Origin of the sequence: Bacillus cereus group sp. TH152-1LC (assembly GCF_027710505.1) — a bacterium.
In the GTDB taxonomy this organism is placed as follows: domain Bacteria; phylum Bacillota; class Bacilli; order Bacillales; family Bacillaceae_G; genus Bacillus_A; species Bacillus_A mobilis.
This window is the reverse complement of the sequence record NZ_JAQFNK010000025.1, coordinates 1-24,763: the sequence shown is the minus strand read 5'-3', so window position 1 is coordinate 24,763 and position 24,763 is coordinate 1. Positions and strand designations below refer to the sequence as shown.

Below are 24,763 nucleotides of genomic sequence, written 5' to 3'. Positions count from 1 at the left end.
TATAAATTAAGCCTCTAAATTTTGTCTTTGCTGCAGTTCAAACTGCTTTTCACTTCTTCTGGCCATAAATAGATAACATAACACAGCACCAATTTCACAAAGAGCGATCACAACCCCCATCGGTAATGCGGTGTTGCTTCCCCCAATACCTACTAATGGTGCAACAAGTGCTCCTGAAATGAACTGTAATAATCCTAATAAGGCCGACGCTGTTCCTGCAGCTTGTTTCTGATTTCTCATCGCTAACGAGAACCCAGTTGTTGAGACAACCCCAACACTTGATACAACAAGGAATAATGAACATAAAACACCAATTAAACCTATTCCTAGTACGATTGTCAGTAATAAAGATAGGCCACCAGCAGCTGCGATAATAATACCAGCAACAAATAATGTCTTCTCATTCACTTTCCCTGCTAAACGACCCGTTACCTGACTAGCAATAATAATACCGATACCGTTAATCGCAAAGAATAAACTAAATTGCTGTGGTGATGCTCCGTATATGTTCTGCAACACAAACGGTGAGCCCGAAATGTATGCAAACATTGCCGCCGTTACTAGCCCTTGTGACAATGCATATCCCATAAACAGACGATCCTTTAACAGTTTTCCATACGTCGCCAACGTCCCTGACAATCCACCTGTTTCTCTTTCTTCAAGAGGTAATGTTTCACGTAATACGAAAGTAGCTGATATTAACATGAATACACTAATTGCTCCAAGAACGATGAAGACACCGCGCCATGTTGTAAATTGTAACAATTGTCCTCCAATAATCGGTGCCAAAATAGGCGCTGCTCCGTTTACTAACATGAGCAGTGAGAAAAACTTCGTCATTTCAGAACCTGAATACATGTCACGTACCATTGCACGTGATATAACAATCCCAGCCGATCCTGAAGCTCCTTGTAAGAAGCGCAATAACACTAAACTCCAAATAGATGGCGCAATAGCACAAAGTAAAGAAGAAGCAACATAAATAATAAGAGCAATAATAAGAGGTTTGCGCCTTCCGTAAATATCACTAATTGAACCGACAAATAATTGTCCTACTGAAAGCCCAAGTAAACAAGCTGTTAAAGTAAGCTGCGCAAGGGATGCACCTGTTTGTAAATCATCCGTTAATTTCGGTAAAGAAGGTAAATACATATCAATAGATAATGGCCCAATCGCCGTAAGTGTCCCTAGTACAAGAATCATCCATAACCTATTTGTCTTTACAGGTTTATATATTTCTTGATTAACTCCATTCACTTTTTCCGTTCACCCTTTCCTATAACTACTGAATCGTAACAATTATAGTTACAACATAAACATACGTCAAGTATAGTGCATTTTCCTGTTTTATGCTGTAAAAAAAAGCGATAGAATTTCTATCGCTTTACTTTTTCAAATTACTATTTTCAAATTTAGATACGGAAGACATCGCCTCTCCTGTATCTAAATATGTGATTTGAATTGGATCTCCCACTTCTGTAAACATAGCATATGGGAATTTCTTCACAGGTATCATAAATACTTTTTGTTCATTCTCTAACAGTACGTACACAATTGTATTTTCACCTGATTTTTCTTTATATACACGTTGTACAACGCCTTTTTTTTGTGCCTCTTTACCATTTGAAGTTGGTCTAAATGAATCTCCACTTCCACTCAGCGCATTTTTATAATTCTCAAGCGCTTCTTTTTGCGTAGAACCTGTTGCAAATATTTTTGCATTAGAAGCATAGATAACTGTATGAGCACGTACTAATCCCCCGTCATCAATAACAGGTACAATCCAAGAAGGTTTACCATACACGTTATAAATAACCGGCATCGTTCCATGCCATTTCTCTCTCTTAAAGGAATTATCCACTACTTCCGAAGCAGCTGAACCATCCATAATTCCCTTCACTTCTTTTCCGTTATAGTAATACAACTTACCTGTACGCGCATCGATAAGCGAATAACCTAGTGCAGAATCTACTCCCTCTTTCGGAGAGGTGAAATCAGTAAAGTAATATAATGTTCCATCCTTACCGAAGATTGGTGTAACTCCTTCTTTCGTTCCCCACTCAGTCGGAATCTTCATATCCGTTTGTGAGAATTTTGTATTCCAAAATCCGTGAATATATTTACCGAAATACGTATTTAATGTAGATGCGGTCTCGTGATTTAATACACCATCAACAAATTTAGGTGCCTTTCCTTTATCGTATCTTTTCACTTCACCTGTTTGTGCATCTACTACTACAACGCCCTCTACCTCAAATCCAGATCTTCCTGAGATAAATTCACCATACGTCATTGTATAATACGGCTTTCCTTTATCATCAACTTCGAATTTAGGTTTCCCTTTAAAAATTAAATCCGGTTCTGCTTTTCGAACGACACGTTCTAATTTATTACCAAAAAACATGCTTGGCACATATTTCATTTTATAACCAAGATGCAGTTTCGCTTCCGCATCAGGATTCGTACCTGACATCGTTACGTACCCTGGAATTGTCTCAGCTTTACGTGCTTTAAAAAAGCCTGAAACTTCAATAGGTGCTACATATAAAGCCTCACCATTTACCATTTGTGGCGTTAATTCCCCTAGCTCAAAATAAGCTACTTTCGGAATGTCCCCAAATACTTTTTTCATTTTATTCTCCGCTGTCTTTGGCGGCACTGTAAACGGCTGATCATTTTCAGTAAATGGCTCTGAAATATCTTTCTCTATCTTTACAACAGAATCATATTTTTTTTGCGTGATTACTATATCGTGCAAATAACCAAAATAGCCGTAACTTGCGAGTAAAACAAACATTAGAAGTCCTTTTAACGTACCTTCTAATTTCCCTATTTGATCTTGTGAAAATAAAACAAGCCCAATTAAAATTGCTACTGCAACAGAATAATGAGTAAGAATCGAATCTGCTCGATCATCAATTAGCCAAAGATATTCATAGATTGCAATACCGATCCAAAATAAAACAGGAATAACTAAAATGGATGATTTCTTACCCTTTACAACCTTCTCATCCCCTTTCTTATCCACTGCACGAAGTTTACTACCGCTTCTTGTCCATGGAATCAAAAACAAAGTGAGAATAGCTAAAATTAAAAATTTCATCAAAGGCAATGTCCCCTTTTCTTTTGTCTTCCCTTTTAGTATAACAAATAAAGGGTATTCAGGTAAAAATGGGGATGATTATATTTTTTTACTACTTAATACAACGCCGCTCACTACATATAAGATAGATGCAATATAAAAAATCGTACCAATCGTAAAGAAATCTACTAAATATCCCGTTGCAATAATTGCTACTGCTCCTCCAATCGATGTCCACACATGATATTTTCCAATCTCATAACCAGCATTTTCTTGCACAACTTTTCGCGCTAACGATGTCTTCTCCGTATTACGCTGCACAGCACCTAAAACCCCCATTAAAATTTGAAGAATGTACACATGCCAAATTTCCGTGGCAATCGGGAAACAAAGCATTAATATTGCCATGGACCAAGCATATATAATTAATAATTTCTGATCACCTACTCGATCAGACACCTTTCCTACTACCGGATATACAAGTGCTGAAGTTAGGGCAAATAAGCCATACGCCCAGCCAAACTGCGAGAAGCTATTCCCAACATTCCGAAGCAATAGAATGTAAAAAGGAAATACCATACTTCCCGCCATCATAATTATGCTTTGTGATGCTACAAATCTTCTATATGTCATTTGCTATACTCCTTATAAAATAAATTCACAAACCGTTCCTCTGGGTCTACTTCCTTCTTCTTCTGAAGGAACTCTTCTATGCGAGGATATGCTTTCTTTAGTTGCTCCTTTTCTGGATAAGAATAATAAGGTAAATAATAACTTCCATTATGCTTCAAAGTAACATCAATCATCTTCTGAATGACCGCTTTTGTTTTCTTTATTTCATCCTCTGAGCGCCCTTGATTAATTAAAAGTACAAGCGCAAACATATCATCTTTCGCATAAGATAGTACCGCATTTTCATTCTTTTCTACATAGCGGATGGTAATGTTAAGAAGGTTTAATTCCTCTTCATTCAAAACACTTCGCAAGTCATCTATATATGCTGCAAAACTATCTACCGGTACGAAATACTCCTGTAAAATCTCGGTCAAGTTTGGATTATCGTATTCCATAAAGGCACTATCCGATCTCATTACATTATTTCGTGTTTCGTACTTACCATTTGTACGTTCAAAATAACTTCTTTGTATATCCCAAAACGTATCCTTTCCCCAATCACTATAGCGTGATAAACCAAGTAAAAACTTTGGCGCAGCTATAATATTTTCTTCTTTTAATTTGCTGTATTCTTTCAACCTCTGCTGATCTTTTGCTAATACATAATCTGTCACATACATTTCTTTTAAAAATGAATGTGGGGCAACAGAAATACGTGCTAAATGCATACGTATATTCTCTTCCCTTCGCACTTTATTCTTAAAATATGAAGAGTACTCTTTATAATCTAGTACCTTCGTATGCTCTTCATACAATTCATCATCTGTTAACTTTAGCGTCACATCTAAAATCACGCCAAACAATCCATATCCCCCAATTACATACGTAAACAGATCCGCATTTTCTTCTCTACTTACATTACGCACCTTACCATCTGCCATTAACAACCTAAACGACTCTACTGTATCAATCAATGCTTCATGACGAATATCACGCCCATGTACATTTACACTTAATGAACCACCAACAGTAAAAATATTTTGAGATTGCATCACTTGAACCGCAAGACCATATGGATTGATTTTCTTTTGAATGTCATTCCATGTGACACCACTTTGCACCCTAATCCTCTTCTTCTCCGCATCGAATTCTAATATTTCATTATACCCTTTCATATCAAGCATCGTACCGTTCGGATAATACGTCTGACCGCCTTGGCTATGCTGCATACCTGCAATAGAAATCTTCTCTCCAGAAACGTTTGCATCTTGCACGACCTGTTTTAATGAACTTTCATCCTCAGCATGTTCAACACGTTTAATTTTTGTTGGAAGTAACTTTCCTACATCGCTCATAATGGGATGATTTAGTTGCTCCTTATATGTATTTACAGATGTTGCAAGCAACACTGTATAAGCTACAATGACCACCGCTATCTTTCTTTTTTTCAAATGACACTCTCCTCTTCTACAGTTTTCCCTCTTCATATTGTACCTATTTTCCTAAGAAGAAAGTATACAAAAAGGGGGCCCTTATTTTAGGTCCCCCTCATCAAAACTGTTACTTTGCTGCTGGCAATTGTATTGGGTCAAACTTTTCGTACGACGTATATTTTGCGTTCGTAATAATGTGTGCTTTATCCTTGCCATTACTACTCATAATCATATCTATCTTTGCTGATTCATATTTAAAATCTTTTGTAATGATATATTCTGCATCCACTTCTTCTATCTTCGCATTTTGTGCTTGTAACATTTTCTTCTGCGTTTCATCCATGCTAGTTAACATACTTTCTGTTTCTTGCCCTTTTAATGTAAATTTCAGTTTATATTTATCTCCGCTTTTCTCCATCTTCATTTTATCTAAAACTACTTCCGGTACTTCTAACTTATCTATAATATCTTGAGTCGCTTTCATTCCACCAGCGTTTAATTGCTCCTCTGGTACAGTTATAACTTCTCCTGTATTAGGGTTTTTTACCTCACCAGCAACTTTACCATCCACAGTATACACTACAACATCTGTACCAGAAATATTCATTTCAGAACGAGAATTCTTTGTCTTTGGCTCTAATTGCATCTTAGCCTTTAATATATCCATCTCTGTTCCCTCAGCTTTTACTCCTACACCATATGTCATCGTTACATACTCTTCATTTTTAAAAGATTCGTTCGTTTTCTTGAAAACATCCTTCGCCGCTAATTCCTTTTCTTTTTGAACTGATTCTTTTTTCGGTTCATTCGTCTTTGCCGTTTTCTCATTACTACATCCTACCCCTAGACTGATTGCAAACACTAAACTTGAAATAAAAATAATTTTTTTCATAATGTCGCCCCCTTTTCCAAAATAATATCACCTCTTTTCCTATGAAATCTATACAATTTTTAATCTATATTCGCTATATAGCGACATGTTTAATGAAGATGTTAAATATGATGTTAATAACAACAACTAAATTCAGGAGGTCATTATGAAAGCAATTATTTGCACAAAGTATGGACCACCTAACGTTCTTCAACTTCAAAATATAGAGAAACCTACACCTAAAAAGAACGAAGTATTAATTAAAATTCACGCAACAAGTGTATCAACTGGGGATTGTAGAATACGCAGTTTTAATAGCCCTCTCTTATTTTGGATTCCTATGCGGGTCATATTAGGTTTCAGAAAACCGAGAAAACCTATACTCGGCGTAGAGTTATCCGGTGAAATCGAAGAAATAGGAACAGATGTAACTCAATTTAAAAAAGGTGACCCAATTTTCGCATTAACAGAACTAAACCTCGGTGGTTATGCCGAGTACACATGCGTACATGAAAGTGGATTAATAACATTAAAACCTACCAATGTGACGTATGAGGAAGCTGCAGTTATTCCTTTTGGTGGAACTTCAGCATTGCATTTCCTCAGAAAGGGCCGTATAAAAAATGGGCAACAAGTGCTCATATATGGTGCCTCAGGATCAGTAGGAACAGCTGCTGTACAACTTGCTAAATATTTCGGTGCGAACGTTACGGCTGTTTGTAGTAATTCAAATTTTGAACTCGTTCAATCTTTAGGAGCTGATACAGTAATTGATTATACAAAAGAAGATTTTACTAAGCAGGGCGAGCGCTACGATATTATATTTGATGCAGTTGGGAAGTATAAAAAATCCCTTTGTACAAATACATTAACACCTAATGGAAAATATGTATCTGTTAATGGAATGATGGCAAAGGTAAGTAAAGAGGATATGATTCTACTAAAAGAACTAACTGAAACAGAATATTTAAAACCTGTTATTGATAGAACCTACCGGTTAGAAGAAATTGCTGAAGCTCATATGTATGTGGAAAAGGGACACAAGAAAGGGAACGTTTCGATTACCTTAAAATAAAATATATTCTGAAAATAACATTGACAATTCTTTTTGTAAGATTTACTATTAATACCATATTAAAAAACTACATACACAAACTCTTATCAAGAGTGGCGGAGGGACTGGCCCGATGATGCCCGGCAACCGAGCTTATGACGTATAAGCTAAGGTGCTAATTCCTGCAAAACGATTTTTCGTTTTGGAAGATAAGAGAGGAACCTATTTTGTCTATTCGGCACCTCTCTTATTTTGAGAGGTGCTTTTTATTTTGGAACGTATATGGAGGGGGAATTATAGATGAAAAAAGTATTATTAAGCATTGTAAGTGGAGCGGTATTATTGCTAGGTGCATGTGGTGCTAATTCTGATAAAGAGGTAAAAGCATTAGATGAGAAAAAGATTACTGTCGGTGTAACTGGCGGACCGCATGAACAAATTTTTGAAAAGGTAAAAGAAGTAGCAGCGAAAGACGGACTCGAAATTGATGTAAAAGTATTTAATGATTATGTAGCACCAAACGTATCTTTAGATGAAAAAAGCCTCGATGTAAATAGCTATCAAACGAAATCATATTTAGACGTATTTAAAGCTGAGCGCAATATGAAATTAACGGAAGTATTTTCAACAGTAACATTCCCTATGGGCGTATATTCTAAAAGCTTAAAAGATGTAAAAGACTTAAAAGAGGGCGACGCAATCGCTGTACCAAATGATCCAACGAATGAACTTCGAGCTTTAAAGCTATTTGAAAAAGCAGGAGTTTTAAAAGTAGATCCAAAGGCGACAGAAAAAGCGACTGCGAAAGATGTCATTGAAAATCCAAAAAATTTAAAGATTGTTGAATTAGAGGCATCTCAATTACCAACACAACTAAGTGAAGTGAAAGCAGCTGCAATTAATACAAACTTTGCATTAGGTGCAAAATTAAGCCCTGCGAAAGATTCTATCTTCCGTGAAGGAAAAGATTCACCATATGTGAACTGGGTCGTTGTTCGTACTGAAAATAAAGATGATGTTGTTGTAAATAAATTAAAGAAAGCTTATCAATCTAAAGAAGTAAAAGAATTTATCGAGAAAAAATTTGATGGTTCTGTTTTACCGTCTTGGTAGGAGCTGACGATAATGATTGAATTAAAAAATGTATCCAAAGTATTTACAACAAAAAAAGGGAATGTAGAAGCACTTAAGTCTACTTTCCTTCAAGTAAAAAAGGGCGAAGTATTTGGAATCATTGGATATAGTGGCGCTGGTAAAAGTACATTAATTCGATGTGTAAATTTATTAGAAAAACCAACGACAGGAAATATCATTGTAAACGGCCAAGACTTAACAACTTTATCAGCAAAAGAACTAGCAAAATCGAGACAAAAAATCGGGATGATTTTTCAAGGATTCAACTTACTTAAAACTGTGACAGTTTATGAAAATATCGCATTACCTTTACGTCTATCTGGTCTTCCCAAAAATGAAATTGAAAAAAGGGTAGAAAAGTATTTACGTATTGTCGATCTTTTTAATCGAAAAGATGCCTATCCGAGTGAACTTTCTGGTGGCCAGAAGCAGCGTGTTGCCATTGCACGTGCACTATCACATGAACCGGAAGTATTATTAAGCGACGAAGCAACAAGTGCTTTAGACCCTGAAACAACGGATTCTATTCTTGACCTATTACTAAAGATTAATGAAGAAATCGGGATTACAATTTTATTAATTACACATGAAATGAATGTCATCCAGCGTATATGTGACCGAGTTGCTGTGATGGAACATGGAGCAGTAGTTGAAAGCGGGAACGTGAAAGATATCTTCACAAACCCACAACATGTAACAACGAAGAAATTCGTAAATAGTGCATTTGCAGCGAAGATTCCAGGAGAGATACAAAAAGAACTACAAACTACTGGCGAAATTGTAACTCTCTCCTTTATAGGGACTGCTTCAGGAGAGCCAGCATTAGCTATTGCTACAAAACGTTTCCAAGTGTATCCGAATATTTTATCCGGTAATATTACACAGTTAAAACATGAATCATATGGGAAACTGGTCATTCATATGCAGGGTGAAAAAAATGAAGTAGCCCGCGCTTTATCATTTTTACAAGAGCAAGGGATCATCGTAGAAGGAGGGAGAACAGATTATGGGAAACAAGTTCTTTTTGGATGAATGGGGTAAAGTCATATGGGAAGCAACCATTCAAACATTTCAAATGACATCTATTTCGCTATTCATCTCTATCCTTATTGCATTACCACTTGGCGTTACACTTGTTTTAACGAGACCTGGTGGACAGCACGAAAATAAAATCATTTATCCAATTCTTAATACAATTATTAATATCATTCGCTCCCTTCCATTTATCATTCTATTATTCTTCATTTTACCTTTTACAAAGTTTCTAATGGGAACGTCCATTGGCGTACAAGGTGTTATCGTGCCACTTGTCGTATTCACAGCTCCTTATATTGCACGATTAATGGAGACAGCTTTATTAGAAGTGGATCGTGGTGTTATTGAGGCTTACCAAGCGATGGGCGTTTCTACTATAAAAATCATTTGGCACGTTATGGTGAAAGAAGCTCGTCCCTCCCTTGTACTTGGCCTAACAATTGCAACAATCGGCCTAATTGGTGCAACAGCAATGGCCGGACTTGTAGGTGCTGGCGGTCTTGGTGATTTAGCATATCGATTCGGACACTTACGCTACGAACCTGAAGTAATGTATGCAACAGTCTTTATTTTAATTGTCCTCGTTCAAGGGCTACAGTCTTTAGGAAATGGTGTTGCAAGAAGATTGAAGAAAGATTAAAAAAGAAGGTATCTCACCAGGGTGAGATACCTTCTTTTTACCTTTTAAACCCACCTTCAGAATGAATAACTTGTCCAGTAATCCATTCTGCTTCTTCACTTACTAAAAACTTAATAAGTCTTGCTGCATCCCTTGGCTCACCAATTCTACCAAAAGGAAACATCGGCTTTAACCCTTGCTTTATCTCTTCATTCATCCATCCCGTACTAGTTGGACCTGGGTTAATTGCATTCACTGTTATTCCTAGATGAGCTACCTCAGCTGACAACGTACTAGTAAGAGCGTCAATAGCTCCCTTCGTTGTTGCATACGCTAGTTCTCCTGCCATAGGTCCTTGAAATTGTCCCGACGTCATATTCACAATTCTACCACCAGATTTCTTATCAAATCCTCGGGCAAATTGACTACTTAACAATGTAGTTGCACGAACATTTACCATGTAGTGCTTCTCTAATTCTTCAGCTGTCAAATTAGAGAAATTATTATTCATAGAATACGCTGCATTATTAATTAATATATGAGGGTAGCCTAGTTGTTCAGTAACTTTATTTATAAGCTCTTTCGGTGCATCATTCTGAGTTAAATCTAACTCCATACTTGATACTTTCACACCGTTTTTTAGTAACTCTTCTTTTAATTGTATTTGTTCACTTTGATCAACGCCCCAGGGCATCTCTTTATCGTACGCTGTCCAATACGTAAAAAATATATCGTATCCTGCTTCAGCTAATTCTTTACAAATTGCTGCGCCTATACCATCTAGACGACTTACACCTGTAACAACTGCTATTTTATGTTTTAATTGATTCATCATATACTCCTCCAATTTTAAAGGACGCATACTTTATATAAGAGATATGAATTTCCCTACACATTATCCTTACAAAAGGGATGTACAAGCCAAATATGCAGTCCTTGAATGATTTACAGATAGCTAAATAAACCCTCACTTATGAGAGAAAAATTGATCTATCTAGTTTCCTAATCATTACAAGTTCATCCGCATATTGAGTCCTTGTCCCCTTTCCATATATCTCTATTTCTATCATACCAATATGATGTAATATTTCAAACGATAAAAAAATAAAACCCAATATCCCATGCCAATTTCCTATTAATTTCAATATATTACAATAACTAAATAATTAAAATAATCAGAAAAACACTGGTAAATACTGGCTCTTTTTTTATAATAAAATGTGGGGCTAATGTGAGAGTTGTAAGTGGTCTGATTATACAGACCCAACTAGTTTTAAACAAATAGGGGGAAGCAATATGTCAAAAAAATTACTTTCTTTATTTTCTACAGTAATCGTGGCAGCTTTTGTAATAACTGGCTGTGGTCAAAGCGATACGACAAATAAAGAACAAAAAGAAAATACAACAAAAGAAAGCAAAACAGAAAAAACGGATACAACGAAGGAAAATAAACCTGAAGAAAAAAAATCCGAAGATAAAAAAACTGATGATAAAAAGCCTGAAAATACAGCTACTAGCTCAAGCGATTACTCTAAGCTGATTTCCTATATGGAAAAAGAAACAGGTGGTAAAACAAAAGTTCTTTTTGAAAATAAGGAACCACAAGTCCATAAAGCTGAAGATGTTTCAGTATCAATGAATAGTTACACATTAGTTGAATTAAATGGATTCCATACAAACTTCGATATTCCGTTTAATCGTCAAACAGAAGGCGGAGTTATTCTTGTGAACTACAGCGTGAAAAATAGTTCAGCTAAAGATATTTATTATATGCCAGCATTGGACATGTCATTTACTGGTGCGCAGAAAGTATATAGTAACTATAAAGATTTAATTCCAAAAGAAGATCAGCTCCCAACTAAACTTGCTCCAACGAATGATTACTTAGTAAAAGCAGGAGAAACTATTTCTGGTTATATCGCTTATCCATTCGGAAAAGATGATCTAGCCAAAATTTCAAGTCTCTCAACAGTCTCAGTCACAGTCCCAACTGCACAAGCTAATAAAGGAAAATTTGATGCTCCAATCGGAAGCCCTGGAAACTTTTCATTAAGTTTAAACAAGCAAGGCGCTGAAAAGGTTGCAACAGATAATACTTTCTACCAAGATAAAGCTACAGCTAATAACATGGGCGATAAAAAAATGTTAAAAGAGAAATCAAGTATTAATAACAGCCAAGAATTAGGCGCTGTTAATGTTACATTAGACGGATACCAATTCACTCAATTCACACCAAATTCCGTCGAAGCTCCACGCTTTGCAAATTTTAAAAACGGTCTTGTTCTGTTAACAGTAAAATTTAAGCTTGATAACAAAGATGCCCAAGACGTTTCACTATCTCCTATAAGCTCTACATTAAGAGTAAATGATGGTACACAATATACGATTAATGAGGGTATGCTATTAAATTATGACTATAACGCTGCGGTTAAAACTGGAACATCTGGAGAGTTACTACAAGTATATATTTTAGATCAAGAGCAGTATGAAAAGATTTGGAAAGACAAAAGCTTTGAGATTGAGTTAGGACCTATGAGAAATAAAGAAGCAAAAGATATTTCACAAGGTAAAAAAGTTAAATTTACATTACCTAAATAAATTACTAAGCATATATTAGAAAAGGCATATAACATATGATTGTTATATGCCTTTTTCATTTTATAAAATCACAATTTTTGTTCACACTTTATCCATTGTGAATCTTTTCACAATGGGTATATAATAAACATGTAAATAAAATATTGGAGGGATTTCAATGGTTATCAATTTTTTAAGAACTGATAAACGTGCTGCTTTCATATTATTATTTTTACGATTTTACATAGGATATGCATGGCTCGCTGCTGGGATAGGTAAAGTTTTCGGACAATCTTTTGATGCAAGTGGTTTTCTAAAGGGCGCTATCGCTCAAGCATCAGGTACCCACCCTGCCGTACAAAGTTGGTGGGCAGACTTCCTTCAACACTTTGTTCTTCCAAACGCAGACCTATTTAGCTTTTTAGTTCAATGGGGAGAAATTTTAGTAGGTCTAGGTTTAATTTTAGGCGGATTAACAAAAACTGCTGCATTCTTTGGAATTATAATGAACCTTTCATTTTTACTAAGTGGAACTGTTAGTGTAAACCCAAACCTACTTATTCTGACTATGTTCATTTTAGTTGCAGGTCATAACGCTGGACGTATTGGATTAGATGGCTATGTTTTCCCTAAACTTTTCCGTAAAAACAACCATGAAGCATATAAATTAAGTAAAACTGCGTAGTAACAGTTTACTTTTAAAATATAAATAAGAAAAAGAGCCTAAGTATAGGCTCTTTTTCTTATTTACTCCAAATTTAAACGCTTAACGAACCGCGAAATCCTCTAGCAGCATAATAGGAATCTGCTCCATTGTGGTACACAAAAACGTGTCCGAAGCGATAATCGCAAAATAGAGCACCACCGAGTTCTCGAATGTCTGAAGGCGTTTGTACCCAACTTGATGATTTCATATCGAAATCCCCAAGTTGTTGCAAATCTCGATATTGTTCTTCAGTTAATAGTTCAATACCCATAGCAGTTGCCACATCAATAGCGTTATTTTCTGGTTTATGCTTTTTTCTTGCCTCTAACGCTTCAAGGTCATAACAAAGACTTCTACGACCTTTAGGACTCTCCTTTGAACAATCATAGAAAGTATACTCGTCCTTCTCTTCATCATAACTAACAACATCCGGCTCACCGCCAGTTACTTCCATTTCATGAATTGACCATAATTTTTCATTATTAGTAGCTAGCTTTACTTCAACTTTAGCCCATTCAAGACCTTCATGGCGGTTCATGTTTTTCTCAAAACGAGCTTGTAATGCTTTTAATAGTTCTTCACGTTGTTCTACAGATAACTTATTCTTATTCGCTGTCATATTAGTCCTCCGAATTACGTTTCCTTATAATAGCTTAAGTATAAATCATCTCAATGATTGTTTGAATCTCTTTTTCAACAATTTGACCTGATTAAATCCCTGTACGAAAGCCCTCCATACTTTCCCCAAGAATATAGTGTGAAAACCACATCAAATTCTGTTTCATAATAGCTACTCTCATTCCTGGCTGATCCGAACTATATGCCATTTCTTTAAATATAATTAATTCTGTATCAACTTCCATATCTCTTAACCCTTCATATAGCTCATATGCATTTGTAGTTGGAATTCTTACATCCTTTTCTCCATGTTGAATTAACGTAGGCGTACAAGCTGATTTAACATATGTCATTGGCGATGTTTTCTTATATATCTCTGGATCATTCCACGGAGTATTTCCTAAATACATGTTAATAAAGTAAGGAATATCTGTATTTACATAATGGGTACTCCAGTTCGTGATTCCGCCCCCAACTGAAATAGCTTTAAATCTACTGCTATATGTAGAACAGAAAGCTGCTATATATCCTCCGTTACTCCATCCCATAACTCCTACGCTATCTTTATCTACAATCCCTTTTTCAACTAGTTCATCCACTCCAGATATAATATCATCATAATCAGCAAATCCTTGTTTTCTATAGTTTGCTTTTAAAAATTCATTACCATAACCAGAACTTCCTCTATAGTTTGGCTCTAAAACGATAAAGCCTTTTTCAACAAACTGTTCAATCGGATATTTCTCATTGAAGCAGTCTGAAAATATCGGAAAGGACGCCCAATTCGGACCACCATGGATTACTACTAATAAGGGATATTTTTTATTTGTATCAAACTCTACTGGAGTTGATAGAACACCTTCTATTTCAAGACCATCACTACTTCTCCATGAGATGATTTCCCTGTTACTTTTAAGCTTGCCTTCGAAAAAGCTATTTTCATTCGTTATTTTTTTATCATCCAAATAGATTTCAAAGGTTTCATTTGTTATAGCCTTAGTATATGTTATATGATTGCCATCCCTTGTTATAGAGGCATCCATTATAAAACCATCTACTGTTTCGCTTAACATTTCCACAGTACCATCCTCACATAGCAATCCAATACGGTAATTCGTTTTATCCTGCCATCTAATTAAAATCCCTTTAGCTGTCCACTGTAATGGCATAACCGTACTATCAAAGGTTGGTAAAGGTTGAATTACTTCTCCAGTATTCCTATCATATATCTCTAATGTATTATCTTGTATATGATTTCTATAGTACTCCTTCTCTCTTATGCTTGCTGCGTAACATATTTTGCTGCCCTCAGGAGAAAAGCAGACGCTCGCTCCTAACAACTTATCCATATTCATTTTTTGTAGTTCTCCAGCTTCAACATCTAATATGTAGAGCTCACCATTCATATAATCGTTTAAGCTTGGTGTAGCCATACATACAACCTTTTTCCCATCATTTGAAATATCAAAGTTATGTATATAAAAATCCTTACCATCCGTTAGTTGATAAACACCTTTAATCTCGCGTTCCTCTTTATCATTTTGTATCCCTTTTTCTATTTCAATGTAATATAAACAATTATTCCGATGTTCCTTACCTACATGATGGAAATCCCCATATAACTCCTTACGTTTCTTTATTTCCTCACATTCTTTTGACTGTGCAATATAATAAAAGCCTTTACCAGTAGGCTCCCATTTGAATGTATTAACTCCCTCCTTCTCATTCGTAATTTGAACCTCACTACCACCGGCTATGGACTTAACAAAGATCTGATTTGTATTATCCTCGTCACCACCTGGGCTAAGGTATGCAATAGTCTTAGAATCTGGAGACCATAATGGATGTGTACTATCTATATCCCCATTTGTTAGTGGATAACTCTTCCCTTTATCTTTCTCATATATCCATACATGATTTCTATATGTATTGTCTTTCCAGTTAGCTGAAGTCTTTACAAATGCTACGTTTTTGCCATCATCACTTAAGTTTGCACTTGATAAGGACGGTAATGAAATAATCTCTTCTATACTTAAATATGTTTTCGCTTTCACTTTCATATAATAAGCCCCCTTGTAATGTCCATGAATCTATCGTCTCTTCTCTTCATAATAAAGAAAATTGTTCACGCATACTTAAAATGATAATGGAAAATTCAGATAAATAAAAGTAATTCTATTCCAACTCCAATAAAGTAAAACTGTCATTAGTAGGTAGGATGCTGTCCACTTACCAATTTTAGATGTTCTTTTTGTGCATAAAAATACCCCTTTAGATAACATATCTAAAGGGGTACAGATTTGTATATTTATTAACCTACCAATCTCCTACTCAACAGTAACAGACTTAGCTAAGTTACGTGGCTTATCAACGTCACACTCGCGGTGAAGTGCTGCGTAGTATGAGATAAGTTGGAATGGAATAACTGCTACTAGCGGTGCTAGTGCTTCGTGTACAGCTGGTAATACGAAGCTGTCACCTTCCATTTCTAAGCCCTTCATTGAGATGATACATGGGTTAGCTCCACGTGCTACTACTTCTTTCACGTTACCACGAATTCCAAGGTTTACGTGCTCTTGTGTAGCAAGTGCGATAACTGGTGTACCGTTTTCGATTAAGGCGATTGTACCGTGTTTTAATTCTCCTCCAGCAAATCCTTCTGCTTGGATGTAAGAAATTTCTTTTAGCTTTAACGCACCTTCTAATCCTACGTAGAAGTCTACGCTACGTCCGATGAAGAAACAGTTACGCGTTGTTGCTAAAAATTGTTTTGCTAATGCGTCCATTTCTTCTTTTTGATCACAAAGTTCTATCATTGCATTTGCTACAAGTCCTAATTCGTGTGTTAAATCGAAATCAAGAACTTCACCTTTTGCTTTAGCAATGTCCGCAGCTAAAATTGAAAGTACTGCAAGCTGTGCTGTGTAAGCTTTCGTTGATGCAACTGCGATTTCTGGTCCCGCGTATAACGGAAGTGTGTAATCAGCTTCACGAGAAAGTGTAGAACCAGGTACGTTTGTAATCGTTAATGCTTTATGACCCATTTCATTTGTTTGTACAAGTACTGCACGGCTATCAGCTGTTTCACCACTTTGTGAAATGTAAATGAAGAATGGTCTTTCTGTTAATAATGGCATGTTATAAGAGAATTCACTTGCTACATGCACTTCAACTGGCATTTTTGCAAACTTCTCGATAAATTGTTTTCCAACAAGACCTGCATGATAACTCGTTCCACATGCAATGATGTAAACACGGTCGCTATCTAAAATCGCATTGCGAATGTCTTGATCCAATTCAATCTCGCCATTTTCATCTTGATACTTTTGAATTATATTACGGATTACAAGTGGTTGCTCATCGATTTCTTTAAGCATGAAATGAGGGTATGTTCCTTTTTCAATATCACTTGCGTCTAATTCCGCTGTAAACGGTGCACGTTCAATCGTTTCACCTTGTAAGTTTTTAATTGTAATACTTTCTTTCGTTACAATTACGATTTCTTTATCCATTAATTCGATAAATTGATCTGTAACTTGTAACATCGCCATAGCATCGCTCGCCACAACATTAAAGTTGTCACCAACACCTACTAATAGCGGGCTTTTGTTTTTAGCAACATAAATCATGTTTGGATTTTCAGCATCAAGTAATCCGATTGCATAAGAGCCATGTAAAAGCGATAGCGTATTACGGAACGCTTCTTCTACACTTAGTCCTGTGCTCACTTGTTGTTCCATAAGCTGTACAATAATCTCTGTATCAGTTTCACTTACGAACGTTACATCTTGTAAATATTCTTTTTTCACTAATTCATAGTTTTCAATTACACCGTTATGAACTAGTGTAAAGCGTTTTGATGTACTTTGATGCGGATGCGCGTTTACTTTGCTTGGAACACCATGTGTAGCCCAGCGTGTGTGACCGATTCCCACGCTTGCTGCTACTTTCTCATCTACGATTTCGCGAAGTTTTGCAATACGACCTTTTTCTTTGTATACAACAACACCGTTCTCTGTTTGTACTGCAATACCTGCTGAATCATATCCACGATATTCTAGCTTTTCTAAACCTTTTAATAAAATTTCCTTTGCATCTTGCTCTCCAATAAATCCTACGATTCCACACATGTTTAGTCGCCGTTACAAATGCTTACATTGCTCTGCGAACATGTAACGACATAGTCCGATACCATTTTTATTTATACTAAAAAACGGATTACATATTGCTAGCCCTGTAAGCTTGTAACGGCTTTCACCTTCCTCTCGATTGGGTTTAAGTCCGTATATACTTATACAGCTAGTTTTCATCCGTTCCTTTTCTCTCATCACACTTTCACCTTTGTCCACTAAGTCACCTTAATGATTTAAGTAAAAGCTTGCGGTTGTGATGAACAACCGGGAGTCATCCGCCGAAATCTCGATAAACTCCACCTCGTCAACTACACTACTTGTAGTTCTGGCGCTTCTATAATTTACAATATTTCCTTTGAGAAAAAGAACAAGACCATCTTATAACAAACATGGATAAACCGTCAATGAAATTTTTTTCATCATCTATAAAACATATGAAAAAGGAGCACTTCTTGTGCTCCTTTTCAATAAATTTATCGAATTATTCAGCGCCAACTTCAGCTTTCACAACTTCTACAATGCGATGTACATATGCGTCACAAACTTCTTGTGTTGGTGCTTCTGCCATTACACGAATAAGTGGCTCTGTTCCAGATGGACGAACAAGAATGCGGCCATCACCGTTCATTTCTTCCTCTACAACACGAATAATTTCTTTAATTTTTTCATTTTCTAATGCTAGTTTTTTATCTGTTACACGAACGTTTACTAGTAATTGTGGGAATTTTGTCATCTCACCTGCAAGCTCAGATAATGGTTTTTTCGTCATTTTCATGATGTTTACCAATTGAAGTGCACTTAACATTCCATCACCAGTTGTAATGTAATCAAGTAAGATAATATGACCCGATTGTTCTCCACCTAAGTTGTAACCACCACGCTTCATCTCTTCCATTACGTAACGGTCACCAACTGCTGTTTTATCACTTGTGATATTGTTAGCTTCAAGTGCTTTGTAGAAACCTAAGTTACTCATAACAGTTGAAACAACTGTATTATGCTTTAGTTGACCAGTTTCTTTCATGTACTTCGCACAAATAAACATAATTTGATCGCCATCAACGATGTTTCCTTTTTCATCTACAGCGATTAAACGGTCACCATCACCATCAAAGGCAAGACCGATATCAGCGCCTTTGTCTGTTACTAATTTAGCTAATACTTCTGGATGTGTAGAACCTACTCCATCGTTAATGTTCATGCCGTTTGGTGAAGTTCCCATTGTTGAAATATCAGCCTCTAAATCCGCGAATAAGTATGGAGCTAAAGAAGATGTAGCACCATGCGCACAATCTAAAGCGATATGTAAACCAGAGAAATCTTCCTCTACAGTTTGTTTAATATATTGTAAATATTTTTGTCCGCCTTCAAAATAATCACTCACTTGTCCAAGATTCGTACCTGTTGGACGTGGTAGTTCATCAACTTCTTTGTCTAATAAAGCTTCAATCTCTGCTTCTTGCTCATCTGTTAATTTAAAACCGTCTGAACCGAAGAATTTGATTCCGTTATCCTGTACTGGATTATGAGATGCAGAAATCATAACACCTGCTTGTGCATCTAACGCTTTTGTTAAATAAGCAACACCTGGCGTAGAAATAACACCAAGACGCATTACTTCTGCTCCAGTTGATAATAGACCTGCTACTAAAGCTCCTTCTAACATATGTCCTGATATACGTGTATCACGGCCGATAATTACTTTTGGACGATCTGTATCTTTTGTTAATACATAACCACCAAAACGTCCAATTTTAAATGCTAATTCAGGTGTTAACTCCTGGTTCGCAACCCCGCGTACTCCATCTGTACCAAAATATTTACCCATTATGATTCGCTCCTTTTTCTGGCTCTTTTTGATTATCTACTGTTGGCTCTTGACTAGTTTCTTTATCTTTTTCTTTTTCTTTATCTTGTTCCTGTTCCGTGTCAGGCTTAGGCTGATGTTCAGGTTCAGGATTTTTTGGTTTTTCAGTTTGATTATCTTGGTTATTATTTGAATCTGGTTTTTCACCGTTACCCTGTACTTCTTTATCTGGATTTTCTTTCTTCACAATTGTGACTTTAGCACTTTTTTGCTTTGGCTCTATTGAAATATTACCAGGACCGCTCACTTGAATAGAAACATCCTTCGTCCCCGGAGATACATTTTGCAGATTAATGGCTGCTGTTATTTGAGCAGCTGTTATTTTATCTACTATACTTGTTTCTCCTGAAATTTCAACGCTTATCTTCCCATCTTGCGGCGAAAGTAGCTGAGCCGTAACGTCTTTAGAAAGTCCATTTTTTTGAATTGATATACCATCAATCGTTCTTGTTTTCGTTTGTTTTGTTTTTTGCACACCTACTGAAACCTTTACTTGATTCGGTTTCGCACTTGTTACACCTTTGGGCAATAAAACAGAGGTATCGAATGTTGTAGACTCTGTCAATTGACTAAGATCTACTTCGACCCCCTCTATCGATTGTATATTATCCAATACATCTTTTGGACCTGCTATCGTTACTTCTCGCGGCTCAACGCTAATATTTGTAACGGCCAATCCTTCTGGCAAACTCCCCTTTTTCGTATACGTTACAGGAACAGTTTTTTCCGTATTATTGGCCGTAGCTTGCGTCGCCACGTTTAACGTTACACTAATTTTAGATGGACTCGTTCTTACATTTAAACGTTTTCCTTCTTTATTGTATAATGTAACTTCAGCTGTTTTTGTAACAGTTTTATTAACACCTTTTAAATCAATATACGCCTTAGCGGATGAAATACTTTCAATCTCTTCTTTCGTCCCAACTACCTCAACAGTATCAGGTTTAATGTTTGATTTTTCGAGAGTAGAACCCGCTGGCATTTGATCCTCATTTGATAACTTTAAGTCTACATGAACGTATTTTCTCGCTTTTTCATGTAGCGTAATTTTAATTGTTGATGGCTGAACTGTTCCTTTCACATCATCTGGAAGCCCGTTCGTTTTTAAAGAAACTTCATAAGTTCCTTTTTCGCTATCTCTCAAATCAACTGGTATATCAAATTGTTTTTTCGCTTTTGCTGTAGCAACTGCTGCTTTTGGGCCCTCTAACTTTACCTTGACGCCCTCTGCCGGAATACCACTTACGATATATTTATCTTCATCATACTTAAGGGTAATAGCATAATTAGTTAATGTTTCTTTCGCATCATTTGCAAAAGGTATTATCCCCGATGTCGTATTTTTTTCAGTTAAAGTCGCTGACATAAAAAGCATACACGCCAATAGTAATGAGATCCCCTTTAAGAACCAATGATTCTCCATTAACTTATCCATGACGCTTTCTCCTCCAATTCCATAAAGACGAAGAAGTCGTTTTTTCGCTCGCACTAAATTCAGCTAACAACATATCTTTCAGTTGTTCAGTCTTCAAATCACGATGCAACTTACCATTTTTCGTTAAAGAAATTTGACCTGTTTCTTCCGACACAACTACTGTAATACTATCAGTAACTTCACTAACTCCCATTGCAGCGCGATGTCTAGTTCCTAACTCCTTAGAGATAAAAGGACTTTCCGATAACGGAAGATAACAAGCTGCTGCTTTAATGGTACTTCCTTGCATAATAACTGCTCCATCATGAAGAGGTGTATTAGGAATGAAAATATTAATGAGTAATTCCGATGATACGTTTGCATTTAGCGGAATACCTGTTTCCACATAATCACCCATACCGGTCTCTTTCGACAAAGTAATTAATGCACCAATTCTACGTTTTCCCATATATTCCGTTGCTTTCGCTATCGCTGTTGCAACGATTTCAGGTTCATCATCCTCATGAGTTCCAACACGCGAAAATAAACTCCCGCGTCCTAACTGCTCAAGTGCCCTTCGCAATTCTGGCTGGAAAATAATAATAACGGCTAAAAATCCCCACGTTAATACTTGCTCAGTCAGCCAATAAAGCGTATGCAATTCAAGGAAAATACTGATCATCCGAACGACAATAATAACTGTAATCCCTTTTAAAAGTTGAACAGCTTTCGTCCCTCGGATTATGAGAATTAGCTTATATATAATAAACCATACAACGGCAATATCTAATACCGTACTAAGATATTTCAAAATGGTCGTATCTTCAAAAGGCATGCTAACCCTTCCTCCTACTTACGAGCAATTCTATCCATATATTGAAATATTGTTTTATGCTCTATCTGTATGTATTTCCAACAACTAGTTAATTATACCATACATGAAACAAACAACAATTACAAACAACCCCCTTTAGTCTAAATTAGTAAGATGTCAAACATTATTATCGTACAGTATAATATAAATCATTATTATACGCTTATTTTCAAATAAAAAAAGCAACTTCTCAGTTGCTTTTCTTACATTTATTTTAGTTTTTCACCGAATAAAGAACCCATTAAAGCAACTGCTGTTGTTGCCGTTCTATTTCGCTCATCTAGAATAGTATTTACTTCAACAAACTCAGCTGATGTAACAATATCAGCTTCCGCTAACATTTCCATTGCTAAATGGCTTTCACGATAAGATAGGCCACCAATTACAGGCGTTCCAACTCCTGGTGCATCATGTGGATCAAGACCATCTAAATCTAATGATAAATGTACACCATCAGTATGAGATAAATACGCGATTGTTTCTTCCATAACAGCTGTCATACCCATACGATCAATCTCATGCATCGAGAATACTTTAATACCTTCATTGCGAATAAAGTCTTTTTCTCCTTCATCTAATGCACGTGCACCAATAATTACAACGTTCTCTTTTTTCACCTTTGGATATGCCCCATATAAATCTACAAGCGTTTGATGTCCATACCCTAAACTTGCTGCAAGTGACATACCATGAATATTTCCAGATGGTGAAGTTTCTTCTGTATTTAAATCACCATGTGCATCATACCAAATAACACCTAAATTTTTATAATGTTTCGCAACACCAGCTAATGTACCAATAGCGATACTATGATCGCCACCTAGTACAAGTGGAAAACGTCCTTCTTCTATAATATGATCCACCTTACTTGCTAATTCGTTACAAACAGTTGCAACTTGTGTAAGGTTTCTTAAGCTTGTATTTACATCTACTTCTTTTTCTCTCTCTATACATATATCTCCCATATCTTTAACGTCATATCCAATTTCTTCAATTCTTTCAATTACGCCTGCATAACGGATTGCGCTCGGCCCCATATCAACTCCGCGACGCATCTGTCCTAAATCCATTGGAACTCCAATAACCGAAATTTCTTTTTTCATAGATAGTATCCCCCTTTTGTGCCTTCACTAAATATTTTAAATCTTTTATATAGTCTGACTCAACTCGACATTTTTCTGTATGGATATACAAATTATTCACTTATATTCGCCTTGAAAACCAAACTTTAAGACTATTCTATGTATAAAGTTAACTTAATGAAACAATTACCATCATTATTATTAAATAATAATAAAAAACACTCCTACATTTAGAAGTGTTTTTCTGATGCTATTTTCCATACTGCAGCAATATTCTTTGCTGTCATTTCGGTATTCTCTTCCGCTACTTTATATGCCTCTTCTAATGTCATAGGGCTCGCTGTAATACTAAATACTGCATCGATTCCTTTTTCGTGAACAGCTTGATAATTCGGAGATACAGATCCTCCAATAGCAATGACAGGAATACGAAAATGCTTTGCACGCTCTGCAACACCCACAGGGGCCTTTCCATATGCTGTTTGTTCATCTATTCTCCCTTCGCCAGTTATAATTAAATCTGCTCCTTCTATATGCTTATCAAAATTTGTATAGTCTAATACAATTTCAATTCCTCTCCGTAAATTTCCCTTTAACACTGCAATAACAGCTGCTCCCATTCCTCCTGCTGCTCCTGCGCCAGGTATTTTAGATACGTCGCAAGATAAATATTGTTTAAGGATATTCGCATAATGCTTTAAATTCTCATCCAGCTCTTTCATCATCTCTGTATTCGCACCCTTTTGCCTCCCAAATACGAAAGATGCTCCTCTTATTCCAACTAAGGGATTATCTACATCACATGCTGCTTCTATCTTTATATGCGTTAAGCGTGAATCCAAGCACGAAAAATCAATAGCGACAATCGAATGTAACGTTCCGCCAGATGGCTCTATTACTTCCCCTTTTCCATCTATAAACCTGACTCCTAAAGCTGTCAACATACCTGCTCCACCATCATTTGTAGCACTTCCGCCAAGTCCCAAAATAATGTGCTCAGCTCCTTCGTCTAGCGCATGTAGTATAAGTTCACCTGTTCCTTTAGTTGTTGTAATAAGTGGATTTCGCTTTTTAACCGGAACATGTTGTAATCCTGATGCTGCTGCCATTTCAATAAACGCTGTCTTTTTATCTTTAGACATACCGTAAAAGGCTTGTACGCGTTCTCTAAGAGGTCCTGTCACATGAAGTAATACAATCCTTCCCCCTGTAGCATCAACAAGAGAATCAACCGTTCCTTCTCCTCCATCTCCAATTGGTATTTTCACATACTCTGCTTTAGGGAAAATTACTCCAAAACCTCTTTCAATAGCTTCACATACTTCTATAGCTTTTAAGCTTTCTTTATATGAATCAGATGCAATAACAACTTTCACAATTATCCCCATCCTTTATTTTCGCATTTTCTCCATTTTAAATGACAAATATGAAGTTGTCTTTTTAAACACAAAAAAAGCTTACATCATATGATGTAAGCTTCTCTATTAGATGGAGCCTAGCGGGATCGAACCGCTGACCTCCTGCGTGCAAGGCAGGCGCTCTCCCAGCTGAGCTAAGGCCCCTTAGTAATAAAGCGGAAGACGGGATTCGAACCCGCGACCCCAACCTTGGCAAGGTTGTATTCTACCACTGAACTACTTCCGCGAAAA

The 24,763-nt window shown here is 36.4% G+C and carries 21 protein-coding genes, 2 tRNA genes and 1 riboswitch; of the genes, 6 read left to right on the top strand and 17 right to left on the bottom strand.

The annotated features are described in order from the left end of the window. Nucleotides 1–6: 6 nt before the first annotated feature. The 5 genes from PDL00_RS29890 to PDL00_RS29870 all read right to left on the bottom strand — a co-directional run bounded on the left by PDL00_RS29890 (nucleotide 7) and on the right by PDL00_RS29870 (nucleotide 6,022). Nucleotides 7–1,257 carry a multidrug effflux MFS transporter gene (locus PDL00_RS29890; RefSeq protein ID WP_270733253.1) on the bottom strand — a complete coding sequence of 417 codons (1,251 nt, stop codon included), beginning with the start codon at nucleotides 1,255–1,257 and terminating at the stop codon, nucleotides 7–9. 127 nt (nucleotides 1,258–1,384) lie between these two features. Further along, nucleotides 1,385–3,103, bottom strand: coding sequence for a DUF3981 domain-containing protein (locus PDL00_RS29885; RefSeq protein WP_242255688.1), 1,719 nt, complete (start codon nucleotides 3,101–3,103; stop codon nucleotides 1,385–1,387). Nucleotides 3,104–3,181: 78 nt separating this feature from the next. Beyond that, the gene (locus PDL00_RS29880) at nucleotides 3,182–3,715 is read right to left on the bottom strand and encodes an MFS transporter (protein ID WP_270733252.1); all 534 of its coding nucleotides are present in this window, start codon (nucleotides 3,713–3,715) and stop codon (nucleotides 3,182–3,184) included. After that, complete coding sequence (locus tag PDL00_RS29875; protein ID WP_270733250.1) at nucleotides 3,712–5,148, bottom strand: FAD-binding oxidoreductase; 1,437 nt, start codon at nucleotides 5,146–5,148, stop codon at nucleotides 3,712–3,714. The genes PDL00_RS29880 and PDL00_RS29875 overlap by 4 nt, the downstream gene beginning before the upstream one ends. Before the next feature lie 109 nt (nucleotides 5,149–5,257). Next, on the bottom strand, nucleotides 5,258–6,022 hold the full coding sequence (locus PDL00_RS29870; RefSeq protein ID WP_270733248.1) for a DUF6612 family protein: 765 nt from the start codon (nucleotides 6,020–6,022) through the stop codon (nucleotides 5,258–5,260). Nucleotides 6,023–6,167: 145 nt separating this feature from the next. Between PDL00_RS29870 and PDL00_RS29865 the strand changes: the two genes are divergently transcribed. From PDL00_RS29865 to PDL00_RS29850, 4 genes are all read left to right on the top strand, one after another. Next, nucleotides 6,168–7,076 carry an NAD(P)-dependent alcohol dehydrogenase gene (locus PDL00_RS29865; protein WP_270733246.1) on the top strand — a complete coding sequence of 303 codons (909 nt, stop codon included), beginning with the start codon at nucleotides 6,168–6,170 and terminating at the stop codon, nucleotides 7,074–7,076. An 80-nt stretch (nucleotides 7,077–7,156) separates the two neighbouring features. Further along, a riboswitch (SAM riboswitch) is annotated at nucleotides 7,157–7,271 on the top strand. 84 nt (nucleotides 7,272–7,355) lie between these two features. Then, on the top strand, nucleotides 7,356–8,168 hold the full coding sequence (locus PDL00_RS29860; RefSeq protein ID WP_270733245.1) for a MetQ/NlpA family ABC transporter substrate-binding protein: 813 nt from the start codon (nucleotides 7,356–7,358) through the stop codon (nucleotides 8,166–8,168). A 12-nt stretch (nucleotides 8,169–8,180) separates the two neighbouring features. Further along, on the top strand, nucleotides 8,181–9,221 hold the full coding sequence (locus PDL00_RS29855; protein ID WP_270733244.1) for a methionine ABC transporter ATP-binding protein: 1,041 nt from the start codon (nucleotides 8,181–8,183) through the stop codon (nucleotides 9,219–9,221). Beyond that, the gene (locus PDL00_RS29850; RefSeq protein WP_270733242.1) at nucleotides 9,196–9,864 is read left to right on the top strand and encodes a methionine ABC transporter permease; all 669 of its coding nucleotides are present in this window, start codon (nucleotides 9,196–9,198) and stop codon (nucleotides 9,862–9,864) included. The genes PDL00_RS29855 and PDL00_RS29850 overlap by 26 nt, the downstream gene beginning before the upstream one ends. Before the next feature lie 37 nt (nucleotides 9,865–9,901). Here PDL00_RS29850 and PDL00_RS29845 read toward each other — a convergent pair whose 3' ends face one another. Further along, nucleotides 9,902–10,678, bottom strand: coding sequence for an SDR family oxidoreductase (locus PDL00_RS29845; protein ID WP_270733240.1), 777 nt, complete (start codon nucleotides 10,676–10,678; stop codon nucleotides 9,902–9,904). A gap of 461 nt (nucleotides 10,679–11,139) precedes the next feature. Between PDL00_RS29845 and PDL00_RS29840 the strand changes: the two genes are divergently transcribed. Then, on the top strand, nucleotides 11,140–12,441 hold the full coding sequence (locus PDL00_RS29840) for a DUF5068 domain-containing protein (RefSeq protein ID WP_270733238.1): 1,302 nt from the start codon (nucleotides 11,140–11,142) through the stop codon (nucleotides 12,439–12,441). 157 nt (nucleotides 12,442–12,598) lie between these two features. Further along, nucleotides 12,599–13,105, top strand: coding sequence for a DoxX family membrane protein (locus PDL00_RS29835; protein WP_270733236.1), 507 nt, complete (start codon nucleotides 12,599–12,601; stop codon nucleotides 13,103–13,105). Nucleotides 13,106–13,178: 73 nt separating this feature from the next. On the opposite strand, the gene PDL00_RS29830 is transcribed toward PDL00_RS29835, so the two are convergent. The 11 genes from PDL00_RS29830 to PDL00_RS29780 form a co-directional block, all read right to left on the bottom strand. Continuing rightward, the gene (locus PDL00_RS29830) at nucleotides 13,179–13,745 is read right to left on the bottom strand and encodes a DUF4256 domain-containing protein (RefSeq protein WP_242255654.1); all 567 of its coding nucleotides are present in this window, start codon (nucleotides 13,743–13,745) and stop codon (nucleotides 13,179–13,181) included. A gap of 91 nt (nucleotides 13,746–13,836) precedes the next feature. After that, complete coding sequence (locus PDL00_RS29825; RefSeq protein ID WP_270733234.1) at nucleotides 13,837–15,804, bottom strand: S9 family peptidase; 1,968 nt, start codon at nucleotides 15,802–15,804, stop codon at nucleotides 13,837–13,839. Between the two features lie 267 nt (nucleotides 15,805–16,071). Beyond that, complete coding sequence (gene glmS / locus PDL00_RS29820; RefSeq protein WP_242255652.1) at nucleotides 16,072–17,874, bottom strand: glutamine--fructose-6-phosphate transaminase (isomerizing); 1,803 nt, start codon at nucleotides 17,872–17,874, stop codon at nucleotides 16,072–16,074. 12 nt (nucleotides 17,875–17,886) lie between these two features. Continuing rightward, on the bottom strand, nucleotides 17,887–18,072 hold the full coding sequence (locus PDL00_RS29815; protein ID WP_033659100.1) for a hypothetical protein: 186 nt from the start codon (nucleotides 18,070–18,072) through the stop codon (nucleotides 17,887–17,889). A gap of 286 nt (nucleotides 18,073–18,358) precedes the next feature. Continuing rightward, the gene (glmM, locus tag PDL00_RS29810) at nucleotides 18,359–19,705 is read right to left on the bottom strand and encodes a phosphoglucosamine mutase (RefSeq protein ID WP_242255650.1); all 1,347 of its coding nucleotides are present in this window, start codon (nucleotides 19,703–19,705) and stop codon (nucleotides 18,359–18,361) included. Beyond that, complete coding sequence (locus tag PDL00_RS29805) at nucleotides 19,698–21,179, bottom strand: CdaR family protein (RefSeq protein WP_270733232.1); 1,482 nt, start codon at nucleotides 21,177–21,179, stop codon at nucleotides 19,698–19,700. The genes glmM and PDL00_RS29805 overlap by 8 nt, the downstream gene beginning before the upstream one ends. Further along, nucleotides 21,172–21,993, bottom strand: coding sequence for a diadenylate cyclase CdaA (cdaA, locus tag PDL00_RS29800; RefSeq protein ID WP_048528662.1), 822 nt, complete (start codon nucleotides 21,991–21,993; stop codon nucleotides 21,172–21,174). Before cdaA ends, PDL00_RS29805 begins: the two co-directional genes overlap by 8 nt. Before the next feature lie 248 nt (nucleotides 21,994–22,241). Further along, nucleotides 22,242–23,135 (bottom strand): arginase, encoded by an 894-nt coding sequence (gene rocF / locus PDL00_RS29795; RefSeq protein ID WP_000711573.1) that lies wholly within the window; start codon nucleotides 23,133–23,135, stop codon nucleotides 22,242–22,244. 209 nt (nucleotides 23,136–23,344) lie between these two features. After that, on the bottom strand, nucleotides 23,345–24,490 hold the full coding sequence (locus PDL00_RS29790; RefSeq protein WP_270733229.1) for a glycerate kinase: 1,146 nt from the start codon (nucleotides 24,488–24,490) through the stop codon (nucleotides 23,345–23,347). A 113-nt stretch (nucleotides 24,491–24,603) separates the two neighbouring features. Then, nucleotides 24,604–24,676: transfer RNA gene (locus PDL00_RS29785), tRNA-Ala, on the bottom strand. A 10-nt stretch (nucleotides 24,677–24,686) separates the two neighbouring features. Continuing rightward, nucleotides 24,687–24,758: transfer RNA gene (locus tag PDL00_RS29780), tRNA-Gly, on the bottom strand. Between the last annotated feature and the right edge of the window lie 5 nt (nucleotides 24,759–24,763).